The sequence below is a fragment of the Deinococcus alpinitundrae genome (assembly GCF_009982895.1).
Lineage (GTDB): Bacteria > Deinococcota > Deinococci > Deinococcales > Deinococcaceae > Deinococcus > Deinococcus alpinitundrae.
This window is the reverse complement of record NZ_WXZL01000003.1, coordinates 260,533-275,705: the sequence shown is the minus strand read 5'-3', so window position 1 is coordinate 275,705 and position 15,173 is coordinate 260,533. Positions and strand designations below refer to the sequence as shown.

The 15,173-nt window shown below is 62.1% G+C and carries 12 protein-coding genes and 2 pseudogenes; 7 read left to right on the top strand and 7 right to left on the bottom strand.

Features of this window, described 5'->3' with window-relative positions; genetic code table 11:
* The 4 genes and pseudogenes from GUI70_RS04375 to GUI70_RS04360 form a co-directional block, all read right to left on the bottom strand.
* Positions 1–369, bottom strand: a 369-nt coding sequence (locus GUI70_RS04375) for an acetylxylan esterase (protein WP_161881072.1), incomplete at its 3' end; no start/stop codon positions are given.
* Between the two features lie 364 nt (positions 370–733).
* Complete coding sequence (locus GUI70_RS04370) at positions 734–1,033, bottom strand: helix-turn-helix domain-containing protein (RefSeq protein ID WP_272952803.1); 300 nt, start codon at positions 1,031–1,033, stop codon at positions 734–736.
* A gap of 46 nt (positions 1,034–1,079) precedes the next feature.
* Positions 1,080–2,660 (bottom strand): diguanylate cyclase, encoded by a 1,581-nt coding sequence (locus GUI70_RS04365; RefSeq protein ID WP_161881070.1) that lies wholly within the window; start codon positions 2,658–2,660, stop codon positions 1,080–1,082.
* A 32-nt stretch (positions 2,661–2,692) separates the two neighbouring features.
* Positions 2,693–3,404: pseudogene (locus GUI70_RS04360) on the bottom strand (IS6 family transposase).
* A gap of 71 nt (positions 3,405–3,475) precedes the next feature.
* Between GUI70_RS04360 and GUI70_RS04355 the strand changes: the two are divergent.
* Positions 3,476–4,084: a hypothetical protein gene (locus GUI70_RS04355; RefSeq protein WP_161881069.1), complete on the top strand. Its 609-nt coding sequence runs from the start codon at positions 3,476–3,478 to the stop codon at positions 4,082–4,084.
* A gap of 1,154 nt (positions 4,085–5,238) precedes the next feature.
* Here GUI70_RS04355 and GUI70_RS04350 read toward each other — a convergent pair.
* From GUI70_RS04350 to GUI70_RS04340, 3 genes are read right to left on the bottom strand one after another with little or no spacing between them, the layout of a single operon-like run.
* Complete coding sequence (locus GUI70_RS04350) at positions 5,239–6,924, bottom strand: glycerol-3-phosphate acyltransferase (RefSeq protein WP_161881068.1); 1,686 nt, start codon at positions 6,922–6,924, stop codon at positions 5,239–5,241.
* Positions 6,918–7,691 carry an alpha/beta fold hydrolase gene (locus tag GUI70_RS04345; protein ID WP_161881067.1) on the bottom strand — a complete coding sequence of 258 codons (774 nt, stop codon included), beginning with the start codon at positions 7,689–7,691 and terminating at the stop codon, positions 6,918–6,920. Before GUI70_RS04345 ends, GUI70_RS04350 begins: the two co-directional genes overlap by 7 nt.
* 43 nt (positions 7,692–7,734) lie before the next feature.
* Complete coding sequence (locus GUI70_RS04340) at positions 7,735–8,289, bottom strand: TetR/AcrR family transcriptional regulator (RefSeq protein ID WP_161881066.1); 555 nt, start codon at positions 8,287–8,289, stop codon at positions 7,735–7,737.
* Between the two features lie 168 nt (positions 8,290–8,457).
* Here GUI70_RS04340 and GUI70_RS04335 point away from each other — a divergent pair, with 168 nt between their 5' ends.
* The 6 genes and pseudogenes from GUI70_RS04335 to GUI70_RS04310 all read left to right on the top strand — a co-directional run bounded on the left by GUI70_RS04335 (position 8,458) and on the right by GUI70_RS04310 (position 14,992).
* A complete protein-coding gene (locus GUI70_RS04335) occupies positions 8,458–9,156 on the top strand; it encodes an SDR family oxidoreductase (protein WP_161881065.1) in 699 nt (232 codons plus the stop codon).
* A gap of 246 nt (positions 9,157–9,402) precedes the next feature.
* The gene (locus tag GUI70_RS04330; RefSeq protein ID WP_161881064.1) at positions 9,403–10,815 is read left to right on the top strand and encodes an MFS transporter; all 1,413 of its coding nucleotides are present in this window, start codon (positions 9,403–9,405) and stop codon (positions 10,813–10,815) included.
* A gap of 803 nt (positions 10,816–11,618) precedes the next feature.
* A complete protein-coding gene (locus tag GUI70_RS04325; RefSeq protein WP_161881063.1) occupies positions 11,619–11,837 on the top strand; it encodes a hypothetical protein in 219 nt (72 codons plus the stop codon).
* A 119-nt stretch (positions 11,838–11,956) separates the two neighbouring features.
* Entirely contained in the window at positions 11,957–13,243 is a 1,287-nt protein-coding gene (gene fabF / locus GUI70_RS04320) for a beta-ketoacyl-ACP synthase II (protein WP_161881062.1), read from the top strand.
* Between the two features lie 60 nt (positions 13,244–13,303).
* A pseudogene (locus GUI70_RS04315) lies at positions 13,304–13,436 on the top strand (IS6 family transposase); the annotation flags it as partial.
* 512 nt (positions 13,437–13,948) lie between these two features.
* Positions 13,949–14,992 carry a M42 family metallopeptidase gene (locus GUI70_RS04310; RefSeq protein ID WP_161881061.1) on the top strand — a complete coding sequence of 348 codons (1,044 nt, stop codon included), beginning with the start codon at positions 13,949–13,951 and terminating at the stop codon, positions 14,990–14,992.
* The last annotated feature ends 181 nt before the right edge of the window (positions 14,993–15,173 follow it).

Here is a 15,173-nt window from a genome sequence, read left to right as displayed (position 1 = left end):
CCACGCGCTGCCCTGACCGCGGGTATCCATGACCACACAGGCGTAGCCCGCCGACGGCCACAGCAACCAGTCGGTCGGCAGTCCCCGGCCTCCGCCGTAACCGAGGTATTCCACCACGCAGGGCAGCGGCGCTCGTGTGCCCGCAGGGAGCAGCAGCCAACCGCGAACGGTCGCCCCACCATAGCCAGCGAAGCTCAGGTCGTAGGCCTCAACCGAACGCAGCAACGTCGCAACCGGTTCGAAACGGGCGTTCAAAGGAAAAGCACGGGCCGCCTCAAGCGTGGCGTCCCAGAACGCGCCGAAGTCGGCGGGTGCCGCCTCGGCAGGCTGGTAGCCCTCAAGCTCAGCCAGAGAGAAGTCAAACTGCACGGCGCATCATCCCGGCTGACTCATGGGCTGGCTCAGAACAAGAACAGTCATAGAAGTCAGTATCCAGCGCCCGCAGCGCAATGGGAAGTGCGGGCCTCAGATGAACCCCGGTTCTGGCAACTATGTATGTTGATCCAAGCCGTGGGACGCTTGGTTCGTCATTCCCACTCCAGCCAACAAGCCTGCTGGCAACTTTGGTCATCCAAGAGGCCGTCAAGCTCACGCTCACCGGCGTCAATCTGGCTGTCAACGATCCGAACTGCAAAGCCGAGCGCCCGCAGCTCGTCTGCACCCTGGGCACGGTCGCAGCTGACCGGATGTACGTCCTGCCGAGTCGCGGCGTGTTGGTGGCCCAGGCGCCCTATCAGCGACCTGACGGCGTGGCATCAACTTTGACCGGGACGCCCTTGTCCTTGCGGGGTCTGCGGTTGAGGACAGCCTGGAGGCCGTCCTCAACGTAACGTCTCCGATTTTCTTCGACGGTCTTGGTGCTAATGGCAAGCGTGCGGGCAATACGGGCGTCATTGCGCGCTTCACCATGTTCATCGGCCAGCAGCAAGATCCGAGCACGAACAAGGGCCTGGACACTGCGAGTGCCGGTATCTACGAATGTCTGAAGGGTGCTCTGGTCTTCTGGCGTGAGTAGAAACCGATACCGTTTCATCCTTCAGGATACCGCTCTACACCTACCCTGATCGATTGACGCTGTACTAGTCTGCGTTGATGACGCGGTTGCGGCCCTCACGTTTCGCTCGGTACAACGCCAGGTCGGCGGCCCGTAGCAGCTCTGCGAGTTCCCGCCCATGCTGTGGAAATGCGGCCACGCCCATCGAAGCGCTCACACCCTCCAGGACCTTTCCCTGACTCGTGACACTCAAGCTAGCAACCGCTTCCCGTACCTGCTCAGCCCGGGCGAAGGTCTGCTGCTGGGTGGCTCCGGTCAGCAGCAGCGTGAACTCCTCACCGCCGTACCGGCAGGCCACATCCTCCGCCCGGACGCTCCCCTTGAGCACCTCCCCCAGCGCCTTGAGCAGCGCGTCTCCCGCCTCGTGTCCGTGCGTGTCGTTGAACAGCTTGAAGCGGTCGACGTCGAGCATGATGATTCCGATACACTCGCCTTTGCGCTGCGCCCGCCGCAACTCACGCTCGAACGTCTCTTCCAGGTAGCGTCTGTTGAACAGCCCGGTCAGCGGATCACGAATCGACTGCTGCCGCAGCGTCTCGCGCAGTCGCAGGTTGACCATCGCCAGCGCCACCGTCTCCGCCACCGTCTGGGCCAGGCGTTCCTGCCGTTTCGAGAAGCCCGCTTCACTTCCTTCCAGGTACAACAGGCCGACCGTTTCACCTTGCGCCAACATCGGCACACACAGCGTCGCTCCGGTGGCCCGGTGATGCTGACAGCTCAGTCCACCGCCCACTGAAGCGAACAGCCGCCCTCGTCTCAGTCCCCAGCACTCCTCCGGTCCGAACAGGAAGGTGCTCGACGATGCGCCGTTCCAGGCCACCAGTTCCTCCAGGCCATTCTTTGAAGCGCCATACCCGTAGAGCTTCCCCGGTACACCGGGGAACAGCTGGGCAACATGCTGGGCGACCACCTGCTCGACTTCGTGGAAGGTGAAACACGCCTGCAACATCTCGCTCATCTCGCTGAGGACCTTGGATTCACCGGTGCGCAGCTCGAGTTCCTGTACCTGGACCTGCAGTTCCTCGCTGAGCTGCTGAAGCTCGGTGGTCCGCTCTTCGACGCGGCGTTCCAGGTCGTCACGGGCCGCCTGGAGGGCAACTTCTGCCTGCTTGATATCCGTGATGTCCTCGACCACCTTGATGAAGTACTGCGCTTCACCGTTGCTGTCGCGCATCAGCGAGCCGGTTATGTTCACCCAGACCAGACCGCCACCCTTGCGGTAGTAGCGTTTCCGCATCGAATAGGTGCGGATGGTCCCGGACCGGAGCTGATCAGCGAAGTTCAGGTCTTCCTCCAGGTCGTCTTCGTAGGTCATCTCCGGGAAGGACAGGGTCAGCAGTTCCTCCCGCGAGTACCCGACGATGTCACACAGCCGTTGATTGACACTCTGCCAACGCCCGTCGAGGCCCACGTGCGCGATGCCGACGGCCGCCTGTTCGAACGTGGTCCTGAAGCGCGCTTCGCTCTCGAGCAGCGTCTGTTCCGTCTCGATTCGGGCGGTGACGTCCCGGAGCACCGAGGTGAACAGCCGTTGCCCCCGGACCACCACCGCCGAGGTGGTCTCTTCAACTGGGAAACGCGTTCCGTCCGCGCGCTCAGCGAACATCCGGCAGACTGAGGGCAGGAGCGGTATGAGATTCAGACTACCCCTGTCGCGACCGTTGACCACGTCTGGAACGCTTTTTTCTGGTTTTTTCTTCGGGTGGCTGCGGGAACGCTGGTTCGGGAATGATGGTGCAGGTTGGTGACCCGGGAGTGGAGACTCAGAAATTCATGCGCTCGTTTTCTCCTTTTAAATTCCTGTTGACTTTGCTCCTGACGTCGTATACAGCGATGTTCTTGCTCAATCACGTTGTTGCACTGGGCGGTTGAGATCACCTGCTGGTGGTCGACGTCAGCCAGTCTAGGGAGTTCCCGGATCGCGGCTCCGTAGCGACGGAGCTGATCTGTATGAATGATCTCTTGGATATCGTGTTCCCCCAGCAGCCAGATCAAGAAGGGCTTCGCAGCTTCAGTGTCTCGGTGCCTCTGAAGAAAAATGTCGAACACGAAGCCGTACTCGTCCATAGCCCTCCATCACCAGTGTCGGACGCCATCCACGCTCGTACACAGCTCGTCCAGGTGCCACCGCGAACCCCGTTGGGGTTCGCGGTGGCGCAGGTCTTCAGCGAAGAGGGTGTCCGAACTTGATACACCACTCGCGTAGGGTTCCGTGACTGATGATGATCCCGCGCTGATGAAGTAATTCTTGGACATCCCGATCGCTCAGGGGAAAGCGGTGATACAGCCAAACAGCGTGCTGGATGATGGTCATGGGGAAACGGTGGCGATCGGGTTTCGGGTCGGTCATGGCGGGTCAGCCGACACCAACCCAGTGAAGGCAACACAACCGGCGCAACACGTCAGCTAGACTCTGTCCTGATGATCGACGCTGAAATCAGCGATGACTTCCTGATCGGGCACGCGGATCGCTTGGAGGCTGAGGCCGTGATCCTCGTCCGGGAACTCGGCTTGCTGCCAATGCTCGGCACGGTCGGCGAGGCAGTACAGATTGGGAGTTCCGTGATGGGCCTTATGGTGTGGCGGGATCTGGATTTCGTGGTGCACAGTCCCGGCCTCCCTTCCAGCCAGGCGTTCGAGAGCCTCAAGCCGCTCCTCGAGACACCAAGCTTACGCGCGCTGGAGTACCTGAACGATCACGGGCCTGACTTGGAGCGGCCAGAGGACAGCCGTCATTATTTCATCGCCCGGTATGAGCGCACCCCTGGGGTGGTCTGGAAGTTGGACTTCACCTTCTGGACTGCGGTTGGACGGCATGACCATGAGAGTTACAGCCGGTCTATCCTCGAGCGCCTGACCCCTGAGAACCGTCTGGCCATCCTGCGCATCAAGTACCTCTGGCACAAGCGCCCCAGCTACCCTTACCAAGTGGGTGGCTATGAGGTTTACGATGCTGTCCTGAACTTCAGGGTTCGTACACCCCAGGAGTTCTCCGCTTATCTGCGAGCGCACGGTCTCCCAACCGGTTAGTTCGAGTCGGCAACCCAGCGCCGATCTCCCGCACGATGAGGCCGCTGTTTTCCCGGCTGATCTCGACGTCGCCGGCGTGCGATGCTCGGCGGAGTCAGAAGGGTTGCGCTGATCAAGCTTAGGGGAAGTCCACGACTTCTTCACGACCGCGCCGTCCTTCCAGGTCACAAAGAGCGACATGGACGGCGCACAACAAAAAGCCCCGGTCTGTCGCGCACCAGGCGGGGGCACTACACGTGTTCTCCATAGCCCCCTCAGCCTGTGGAGAGTTCTTTGGGTACACCATAACGAATGACGGTGGGAGTTTTTCAGCAGAATTTATTGTGGGTAGAACTTGGCGTTATAGTCGCGCATTCATTGCTGAGCTTGCGGCGAGTTTTCCGAATCTACCTCTAAAGGCTGTGAGTCATCAACCGAATCAGAGAATTTTCGCCCAACGAAGCTGTCATCACCTGTGGTGCCGCCGAGGCGGATGTTCCTCCGAGGATGAACATCGTCACCACACCCACCTGAAGGGTCTGCTTCGGAAAAGTCATGAGTTAGTGTGCGCAGTTGTGTCGGTGGGGCTGTGTGGCCTGATCTGCCGGTGCCCCTCATGAACTGAGAACGGCTCACGCCCTACCCTGCCCAGGCGAATCGCATCCTGGCTAAGAGCTTTCCTCCTCTTTTCTTTTTGAGGAGGAGAGCTCTCATTCTGGTTTGGCTGCCCTGAGCTGCTCGACGAGCTAGGCCTTGCCTTCCTCGCTCAGCCACGGCTTGAGCAGGTGTTCGAACACGTGGTACTTCTGCAACCCGTGCTAGCCCTGGTCCTGAAGCTCCCCCACGAAGACTTCAGCGCCGAACGGGAACTGGGCTGCCTGGGCATTGTTGTCTCAACATGAGGTCCGCCGCTTGCGTCATCTGTGCTCACGCGCATGGAAACGGTCTCTTTGCCTATTGCCGTTAAGTTGCCAGAACCCGTCGAGCGTGTCGAGGTCATCACTTGGGTGTACGAATCCACTATCAGCCTCTCAACCCCCATCTTCAGGACCTCCTCTTGCACCTCTCGCCCTCATCCTGGCGAAGCTTGGCGGCCCTCATGCTGCGTTTTGAAGGGTAGTCAGAGCTCGCCCTCCACGCGCCTTAAGTTGCCAGAACTGTCCCTGACAACTGGGTCAATTCATCACGTCAAAGCCTAAGCGTTGAGCTTCACGCACGAAGAAGTGAATATTGTCCGTGAGTGTTCGGGCCCCCAAACTCTGCCGCTGATACTCGCCGGTCGCGGCGATGATCAATGTCTCCGCCAGGCATGCCGGAAGTTGCCCCTCACCGAATTGCAGATCAACCCGGCTGACCATAGCCCCTGGGGGGCGCACCACACCACCAGGGATGATGCGCACGCCGGGTACGGAATGAACACTCTCGTGTACGTCGGCCGGACGACCCTCATCGAAGATCCAAGTGCCGCTCTTGACATGTTGAGGGAAGAGAACGGCTTCAGGGTCGCTGGTAGCTGAAAAGATCAAGTCAGCCTCCTGCAGGGCGTCGTACGAGGTGCTGGTCGTGATCTCTACCGTTCTCACGGCGCGGCGCAGGGTGTTGGCGCTGCGCTCCAGCCGTCCCAGGTCACGCCCGATCATAATGATCTTCTGCACCTCAGGCGCGATGGTTCGGGCAATGCCGAATGCCACCACGCCGTTGGCCCCAACCACAGCGGCCGTGACCTGATTCAATGCCTTTCCCTGGGACTTGAAATGCTCCAAAATCACGGGAATGGCCGTCTGAACAGTACCTGCGGTAAAGGCACCGCCGTTGGTGACGGTGATGCCTGGGACGGCAGCTTGCACATCTGTACCCTTGTTGCCGACCACCGACCAGAAGGAGCCCAAACCGAAGACCTCCGCACCGAGTTCTTGAGCGAGGCGCGCACCCTGGATAGCCCGGCGTGTGGCCAGCGATGGGTCTTCTTTGAACACCTCCGGAAGCAGTGGGCAGGAGATCAGGAAGCAGCGAATGCTTACGCCGTCTGGCGTGCGAATTCCAGTGATTTCCCCGACCTTCATGGGGCGGACGCGCCGGAGCAGGTGCTGGAGAAGACGGTTGGGAATAAAGCCGCGTTCGATCAGGGAACGCGACCAGGCGAGTCGGGGCGCTTGCCAGAGGTGTTCCAGCGTTAGAGGGTGAATCATGAAGGCCGTCACGACCTCATCGGGGCGTCGGCCTGCCAGAGGCACGGCCGCGCCAAACTGGGGCTCCGTACCGTCCAGAACGCGTCCGAGCTGCTCCTTGAGCCGCCATGTGGCCGTCAGCAGCAGGATCAGGGCCACCGTGGGGCCGAGCGGGAGAGCTGCGGTGATCAACGTGAAGGTCAGTAGTCCGGCGGCCGTCGCCACGCTGGTGAAACGCCAGACTGCCAGGACGGCCAAACACACCATCACCGGCAGCAGAGCGGCCCATACGGGAAGCGTGCCGCTGACGGCGAGGGCCAGGAAGATGCCCAAGAGCGTAAGCATGCCGCGTCCGCGCGGGGTCGGTCCATAGAGAACGCGTGGTGCGTACAAGTGACCGAGGTAAGCGGCCAGTCCTGCTGTGATCGTCACGGCGGGCAGGCCCAGGGTGGAGGTCAGCAGGACAGTCAAGAAGCCCTTGAGAACGTCCGGCAGGCTTGCTGCCAGCACGACGCGAAGACCCTTGATGCCGGAACCCGCTCGGAACAGGAGGTTTGAGATTCCGAGGTTATGGGCGCTGTTCAGGCAGGCAACGAGCCCCACACGGGCCAACACGGCCTGGCCGACGGGAAAACCACCCGCCACGAAAGACAGCAGGACAATTGAGAGGCTCAGAACCAGGAGATTTACCATGGAAAGGCCTCCAGGGCGCGTTGTTGGAGCTCGGCTGAGTCGACGATGCGCCGATGACCAGTGTCTTCCAGCGGGAGGAGGATGCTGCGTGGCCAATGGACATGCAACTCCACAGATTCAGCAAAGGGGACTCGCCGGTCGGCCGGGTCGTGAGCGATCAGCCCTGGATGGCAAAGGCCGCTGGCCAAGGCGCCGATGTCCCAGTCCGTGGTGGGGCTCCCGATCAGGTGTTCGAATTCGCCTACAAAGGTGGCTGTATCCGCCGGGCTCAGGTTGGCATGCTGTGCCGCACCGTGCACGACGTGGGTAAGCACACTGGGACCGGCGATATGCACGCTGTGGGCCACCTGCAGTCCTCGCTGGAACGCACTCAGCAGCGCCGCCGATCCCATGGAATGTCCGACGGCCTGATCCAGAGAACCGAGCTGTGCGGCCACTTCGGCTACGGCGCGGCCACACTGCACCACCGTGGTGGTCGTGCCGGTCGAGTGCCCGTGGGCAGGCAGGTCCAGACTCAGCACCTGCACGCCCCGGGCGAGGTAGGCGCCCACCCAGGCCTGCCAGAGCCTGGAATCGTCCTCCCAACCGTGGATGAGCAGCACCCGCCGACGGGCATTTCCCCAGCGCCAGACCGTGAGGTGTTCTCCCTCGAAGGGCAACAGGAGGCGCTCGGCAGTGTGTCCAAGCACAGCGGGCAGGTCAGAGGCTGGTCCGCGGCGCGGCTGCGTGAGGCCCAGCAGCGCGGTGAGGTGGGGGGACGTCGTCATGTCAGGCCTCTGCGCCTGATGGCGAGGCCGTCTCGAGGGGCCTTCATTCGGCGGCGGTCAATGCGGCAGTGACCCGTTCGAGCACCTGATCGGATAGCGGTGAACCGGCGGCGCGCGCCACCAACAACGCGCCGATGAGGGTGCAGGCCGTGACCAGGCCATCGCGTCCGTCTTGATTGAGCCATTTGCCCAGATCAGATACACGCTCCGTCAGCAGATCGCGGGTCTCTGTGCTGTCGGTGCGGGTGATGTCTTGAATCAGCCCGGCGATGGGACATCCCTGCCCCGGATGGTCACGGTGGGCCGCCGAAAGGTATCGCTGGATGTACTGGCGCTGCGCGGCGGTGTGGTCAACGGCCTGGGCATCGAGATTGCTCAGCCGGGCGGCCATGCGGTCGTAGGCATGGCGGGCCGCTTCTGGCAGCAGCGCTTCTTTCGACTCGAACTGACGGTAGAAGCCGCCGTGGGTAAGGCCAACAGCGGCCATGATGTCCTGCACGCTGACATGATCGACGCCGCGCTCACGGAACAACTCGGCGGCGGCCTCGACGGTGCGTTCCCGGTTTTGGGCGGCTTGGGCTCTGGATACTCTGGGCATGGATACTCCTGTGGATCGCGTGGTGGGAAGCCTGCTCGGTGCAGGCGCCCGTCGACTCCGTTTAGATAATAAGTATAATCTATTTATAGATGAGTTACATCATCTAAACTGAATCAGGGGCTGTCCCTCGAGATCGGATAACTTTCGCGGTACCCCAGGAGACCCATCGTGCAATTTGAAAATTCCGTTGCTCTCGTCACCGGAGCCAACCGCGGCCTTGGCCTTGCCTTCGTTCAGGCACTGCTCACGCGCGGGACCCGGAAGGTTTATGCCGCAGCCCGTGACACCTTCAGTATCCAGATCCCTAGCGTGGAGGTGGTTCAGCTGGACGTGACCTCAGCAGCAGACATCGCAGCGGCCGCCCAGCAGTGCCCTGACGTGACCCTGCTCATCAACAACGCCGGAATCTCGGATCCGCAAGGCGAACGTCTCCTGCAGGCCAGCAGCGCGCAAGCCGCTCAGCGTGAATTTCAGACAAACGTGCTGGGGCCACTGCAGCTCAGTCAGGCTTTTGCACCGGTGTTGGCTCAGAACGGAGGTGGCGCGATCCTGAACGTGCTGTCCGTCCTGAGTTGGATCAGTATCCCCGGAGCAGCCACCTACAGCATGTCCAAAGCGGCGGCCTGGTCGCTGATCAACGGCCTGCGCCACGAATTGCAGGCCCAGGGAACCCAGGTCACCGGTCTGCACGTCGGGTATATCGACACCGACATGGCGCGCGGCGTGACGGCAGAGAAAACGGCACCGGAAGAGGTCGTGCGTCAAGCCCTCCTAGGTCTGGAAGCAGGACTGCCCGAGGTTCTGGCCGACACGGTCGCGCGGCAGGTTCGCGCGGGACTTTCTGCCACCCCTACCGCCTATTTTTAAATCTCAGGTCCGCCGAAGCTGCGCCTGCTGCTGTTTTTACAGGCCATCCTCATGGTTTTACCCTCAGTAGATACAAGCAGTTAGAGGGAGACAACCGAGAGAAGGCTGATGACGTTGCCCCCAAGGAGGCCCCATGACCCCATCCATGCCCAGCACCATAAGAACCAACGCTTCTTTCCGCCCAGGTGCTCATGCACTCACCCCTCAGGTCCACATGGGGTCGACCATGGCGCCAGAGGGATCCTCGTGACCCAGCGTGCGTCCGGCCAGCCGACTCTCCAGATCAGCCCATCCCCCTGGCCGATCTTTCTGACGGCCAGCATTGCCGTACTGCTGATCTCCATTGACGCCACCGTGCTGTACGCCGCCTTCCCCGTTCTGTCCCGAGACTTTTCGGGGGCCCAGGCCAGCGATCTCTCCTGGATCCTCAACGCGTACACCGTCGTCTACGCCGTCCTGCTCGTCCCGGCTGGCCGCTTCGCCGATCTGTACGGCCGTAAGCGTATGTTCCTGATTGGTCTGGTGATCTTCCTCGCCGCTTCGCTGGGCTGCGGGTTGTCCGGTCAGGTCTGGGTCCTGATCGTCTTCCGTGCCCTGCAGGCTGTCGGGGCAGCAGCGCTGTTGCCTGCGTCGCTGGCCGTCGTGCTGGGCGCCTTTCCCCCCGAGCGCCGCGCCGTGGCCGTCAGTCTCTGGGGGGCGGTCAGCGCCCTGGGGGCGGCGGTGGGGCCAAGCGTCGGCTCATGGCTGATCGAACTGGGCGGCTGGCCCTGGGCGTTTTACCTGAACCTGCCGTTGGGCGTCATTTCGGTGTGGGGTGCAAGCCGTCTTCTGAAGTCCACCCCCCCAGAAGGCACCCTAGCTCGTCTGGACGTGGTCGGCATCCTGCTGCTGATGGTCGGCGTGGGGGCCGTCGCCCTGGGGCTGGTGCGCTCGGAAGAGCTGGGTTGGCTCTCAGCAACGGTACTGGGCTCCTTGATCGGGGGCATCCTCACCCTTATCGGGTTCGTCGCCTGGGCGCGGCGGGTCCCAGCTCCGGCGATCGATCTCACGCTCTTCGACAATCCCACCTACCGTTTCGTGAATCTGGCCACGATGAGCTTCGGTATGGCCTTTTCTATGATGTTCTTCTCGTACTTCCTATTCATGTCCGGGATCTGGCACCTCTCTCTGGCGGCGGCGGGCGTCGCCGTCCTCCCTGGCCCGCTGCTGGTCATTCCGACCGCCGTGGTTTCGGGACGGCTGGCCGCCCAGCTGGGCCACCGATCCCTCCTGGTCGGCGGGAGTCTGGTGTTCGCGGCGGGCGCGGTGTGGACCCTGCTGGTGCCTGGCCTCACGCCGGCGTATCTCACTCACTGGCTGCCCGCATTGCTGCTCACCGGTCTTGGCACCGGCATGGTGTTGCCGTCGCTGTCGGCGGCCGCTGTCTCCCGGTTGAATCCAGCCCGCTTCGGGGTGGGGAGTGCGATCAATCAGGCCGTTCGTCAGATCGGCACCGTCCTTGGGGTGGCCGTGACGGTGGCTCTTCTGGGGAGCACGTCGCCGCAACTCCCGGCGTTCAGAACCGTTTTCGGCTGGGAGGCGGTGCTGTGCATGATCACCGCCCTGCTGTGTCTCTCGGTGGACACCCGGCCCAGCAGCTTAAGCGACACGGTTGAGTAACAAACCCTACTGACGTCATTGACCTGCTGACTGGGCGCCGTCTAAGTACATGAAGCACAAGGAAAACGGTCCTGGCTTACCTCACCCGAATCAACCGAGCGCTTTCCCAGGCCGTTGGTACCGTATCTCTCCTGAGGTGCACGCTCTGTCTGGACCTGGTGGAGCGTCAACTCAAGGTTGAGGAACGAACGCCGGTTAAACGGTGAGGTCAGCTGATCCCTATGACCGAGCCGAAACTCCACCGGCGCCGATTCCCGACGATCACCCCCCGTTCGATCCGCAGGGCGCTGAACATCTGGGCTCTAGGGAACCCCGTCGGGTTCTGCACCTCCAAAGGACGTTCGCTTCTCTACACACCTGAGCTGTTTGCCTAAAAAATAGACTGACTGATCTGAAAAGGATTGGAATGAACCCTTTTACCCGACGTCCAACCCGACTTGCAGCGAATACCCCTACCGTGAACTTAACGCCTTGGTTCGCAAGCCCTCCCACTCTGCCGCTGCAAATCACGCCCTTGTGATGCGCAGGGCAAGAAGCATGACGCCAAGACGGCTTTATCGTTCGCTGCCCATAAGGATTGGATGATGTCCATACCCAACACACGGCTTCTTCCCCTGACGGCGGCCGTCACCTTCAGGCCAGCGCAGTGCGGCCCTCATGGAGAGCCTTCCCCCAGCGCATGGGCTTCCCAGGCTGAGGGGCTGCGGGAACACGCCACTCTGCTCGCTTCCGGGCGGCCAGTCCCGCTGTACGCCACCTCGGTTTCGGTTCAGATTTTGACGCGCTGCGCAGGTGCCCTGCTCATGGGTCACTTTGCCTTCACCTGGCTGGGGGAGAGGCAGTGGCAGGCCCGAACCACTTTCCTGAACGACCAGATCGAGGTCGCTGTCGTAGAGGAGAGCGGGATGTTCTTGTCCGGGGACGGGGCAACGCTGGGTCCCATTCCTCAGGTACTGCTGGATGCGGCCGTGGACTGGGCGACCGACGAAGCCATCTCAGCCTTCATCCATCTGAATCTCTGAAAGGAGCCGTATGTCTTTGTTCCTCACCGCCCGTCCCGCAGCCCAGCTTGAAACGGGTCGAGTCCGTTGCCCTGTGGCCCGGCACCGCTCCGTCTCCTCCTCTGCACAGACTCAAGATGATGCGTTCTGACCTGGAGATACCTGCGGGGCAGCCTCCTCGGCGGCGCGTGGTCATCACGGGCCTCGGTCCCGTCACCCCTATTGGCGTGGGTGCTTCTGCCTTCCATGACGCTCAGCGCTGTGGACACAGTGGCGTGCGCCGGATTACCCGGTTTGATGCTTCTGAGCTGCCCGTGCAGATTGCGGGTGAGGTGGACGTAAACCTGACGCGCTGGATCGATCCCCGAGAAGGAAAGCGCCTTGACCGGTTCGCGCAACTCGCTCTTGTCGCGGCAGACCTGGCCCTCGAGGATGCCCACCTGGATCCAACGATCCTTGATCCTGAACGGGCCGGCGTCGTGATCGGCAGTTCCATTGGCGGGATGGAGACCTGGGAGGCCCAGAGCAGGGTGGCCTTCGAGCGCGGCCTGTCCCGGGTCAGTCCCTTTTTCATCCCGATGCTCATGGCAAATGCCGCGACGGCGCACGTCGCCATCCGGTACGGCTTGCAAGGTCCCAGTACGGCCTCCGCTACAGCCTGCATCACAGGTGCAGACGCTATCGGCACGGCATTGCGGCTGATCCAGTACGGTGAGGCCGACGTGATCCTCGCGGGAGGCGCGGATGCCCTGGTGACGCCCTTGGGTGTCAGTGCGTTCGCCGTAATGAAAGCCTTGTCCACAAACAATGACATGCCTGAAGCAGCGAGTCGTCCATTCTCTGCAGGCCGAAACGGCTTCGTCCTCTCGGAAGGAGCGGGTGTGCTGGTGCTGGAGGTCCTGGAGCACGCCCAGGCGAGGTCGGCGCGGATCTACGCTGAGGTCATGGGGTTCGGGCGAGCGACGGACGCACATCACATCGCCAATCCCCACCCCCAGGGACGTGGAGCGGCCCAGGCGATGCGCCGGGCGTTGAAAGATGCCGGTGTTGTCCCGGAGGTGATTGATTACCTCAACGCGCACGCCACCTCAACTCCCGCTGGAGACCGGGCCGAAGTGCTTGCCATACGGGAGGTTTTCGGTGGACACGCCCCACACCTGCTCATTTCGAGCACCAAGAGCATGACCGGGCACAGCCTGGGCGCCTCGGGGGCCATAGAGGCCATCGCTACCGTGCAGGCCATCGCTTCAGGCCTCGTCCCGCCGACCATCAACCTGCATGAGCCGGATCCGGAACTGATGCTGGACTTCGTGCCCAATCAGGCGCGTGAGCACCGTGTCCGGCATGCCCTGTCGAACTCGTTCGCGTTCGGCGGACATACCGCCGCCCTGGTGTTTCGCGCCCCAACAGGCGTTGTGTTGCCTTAATCAGATTGGGATAGGCTGACCACCGTGATCGAAGGAACGCCCTGCCGCCACCGGTTTCCGATGGCGATCATCCAGCACGCCCAGGAAGCTGTACCACCGCTTTCCCCTGAGCGATCGGGGCGTCCAGGAATTGCTACATCAGCGCGGCATCCAGGTCAGTCACGAAACTCTTCGCGAATGGTCCATTAAGTTCGATACCGCTGGCTTACTCAGGCGGCGGGAGAAAGGATGCGTTCAAAAGCTGTCACACAGGTGGTTGCCCTTGGGCAGCCAGCGAGGTGATCCGCGCTGCGGATCACCTCGAGAGCGGCAGCCGTCATCAGCTGTTGCAGCCGGGGTTTTGCTTCGCCCACAGATCGGCGTATTCCGAAATGCCGGATCCCCAGATTCCTGCAGGTCAGTGGGTTCTGGCAAGTTGAGTGTCTTGTGACTCATGTCACTTTATTTTTATAAGTACATGGCGAATAAACGGTGAGCAATACGTTTTCTGACGTAATAGTTAAGGCAATTGAAGGGGGATTGCCTGCACTTGACTTCGAGTGTGGGAAAGTCTGGACACATGTTCCACATGACGTCTGGTTAACTTGCCAGAACCGTTCAAGTCAATCGAGGCGAAAGCTCCCTTGTGGTGATATTGCCTACGGAACGACACCCACTCGCCCCGGCCCCCGCTTCCATGCGTCCATCTTTGACTAGACTGGAGCTATGAATCTCAACCTTGACCGACTGCTTGAACTCTCCAACCTCAACGGTGTTCCGGGACGCGAAGACGCCGTGCGCGAATACGTCAAGCGTGAATTGAGCGGGCTGGCCGACGAGGTCCGCACCGACGCCATGGGCAACCTGATCGCCTTCCGGGCGGGGCGCGAACCGCAGGAAGGCGAAGTGCGCGAGCGGGTCATGCTGAGCGCCCACATGGACGAGATCGGATTCCTGGTGCGGCATATCGACGAGCGGGGCTTTCTGCGGGTACAGGCACTGGGCGGCTTCGATCCGCGCAATCTGTTTGCCCGCAACGTCACGGTGCAGACCCGCGAGGCGGCGTTGCCAGGCGTGCTCACGCCGGGGGGCCGCCCCATTCACATCTCCAGTCCCGAGGACCGCGCCAAGGTACCGGAACTCAAGTCTTTCTTCGTGGACCTGGGCCTGAGCGGACCCGAAGTACGCCAGCAGGTACGCGTCGGCGACATGGTCACGCTCGACCAGCGGGCCAGACGGATGGGGCAGCTCATCGTCGGCAAAGCGATGGATGACCGCGCGAGCGTCTTCATGCAGCTCGAAGTGCTGCGTCAGCTCCAGCAAGCGCCGCGCCACGACGTCTACGCCGTCTTCAGTACCCAGGAGGAAGTCGGCCTGCGGGGCGCGTCCACCGCCGCCTACGCGGTGCAGCCCACCATCGGCATCGGGCTGGACGTGACCCTGGCCGTCGATACGCCGGGCGTTGAGGCCGACGAGGCCGTGACCCGGATGGGCGATGGCATCGGCATCAAGGTCTACGACAGCAGCATGATCAGCACCCGCTGGCTGGTCGACGAGTTCGTGGATCTGGCCGAGCGCGAGGGCGTCGCCTATCAGCTCGAAGTCCTGTCCCTCGGCGGCACCGACGGCGGGGCCATCCAGCTCAGCCGGGAAGGCGTGCCGACCCTGACCCTGAGCTTGCCGACCCGCTACATCCACAGCGTCACCGAGGCGGTGCACATCAGCGACCTGGAAGCGGGCGTCGCGCTGTTGCTGGCTTATTTACGCTGAAGACCAGTTCGACGCCGCATCCCTGTTGCGCTCACCGGACGCTGACTCTTTAAAATCAAGTTGAACGGCCCGGCCGGGGACCGCTCACCGCCCGGCGAACCGGAGCGGGCGACCTTCGTGCGAGGAGCCTCAGGGGGAAACGATGCAACCATCGCCGGTCAGCCGGGTCGCCAGAACGTCA

What these genes read in the sequence shown, in the direction of transcription:
- GUI70_RS04370 (WP_272952803.1), bottom strand. Translation starts at nt 1,033, where the DNA reads ATGAAACGGTATCGGTTTCTACTCACGCCAGAAGACCAGAGCACCCTT.
- GUI70_RS04365 (WP_161881070.1), bottom strand. Translation starts at nt 2,660, where the DNA reads ATGTTCGCTGAGCGCGCGGACGGAACGCGTTTCCCAGTTGAAGAGACC.
- GUI70_RS04355 (WP_161881069.1), top strand. Translation starts at nt 3,476, where the DNA reads ATGATCGACGCTGAAATCAGCGATGACTTCCTGATCGGGCACGCGGAT.
- GUI70_RS04350 (WP_161881068.1), bottom strand. Translation starts at nt 6,924, where the DNA reads ATGGTAAATCTCCTGGTTCTGAGCCTCTCAATTGTCCTGCTGTCTTTC.
- GUI70_RS04345 (WP_161881067.1), bottom strand. Translation starts at nt 7,691, where the DNA reads ATGACGACGTCCCCCCACCTCACCGCGCTGCTGGGCCTCACGCAGCCG.
- GUI70_RS04340 (WP_161881066.1), bottom strand. Translation starts at nt 8,289, where the DNA reads ATGCCCAGAGTATCCAGAGCCCAAGCCGCCCAAAACCGGGAACGCACC.
- GUI70_RS04325 (WP_161881063.1), top strand. Translation starts at nt 11,619, where the DNA reads ATGGGTCACTTTGCCTTCACCTGGCTGGGGGAGAGGCAGTGGCAGGCC.
- fabF (WP_161881062.1), top strand. Translation starts at nt 11,957, where the DNA reads ATGCGTTCTGACCTGGAGATACCTGCGGGGCAGCCTCCTCGGCGGCGC.
- GUI70_RS04310 (WP_161881061.1), top strand. Translation starts at nt 13,949, where the DNA reads ATGAATCTCAACCTTGACCGACTGCTTGAACTCTCCAACCTCAACGGT.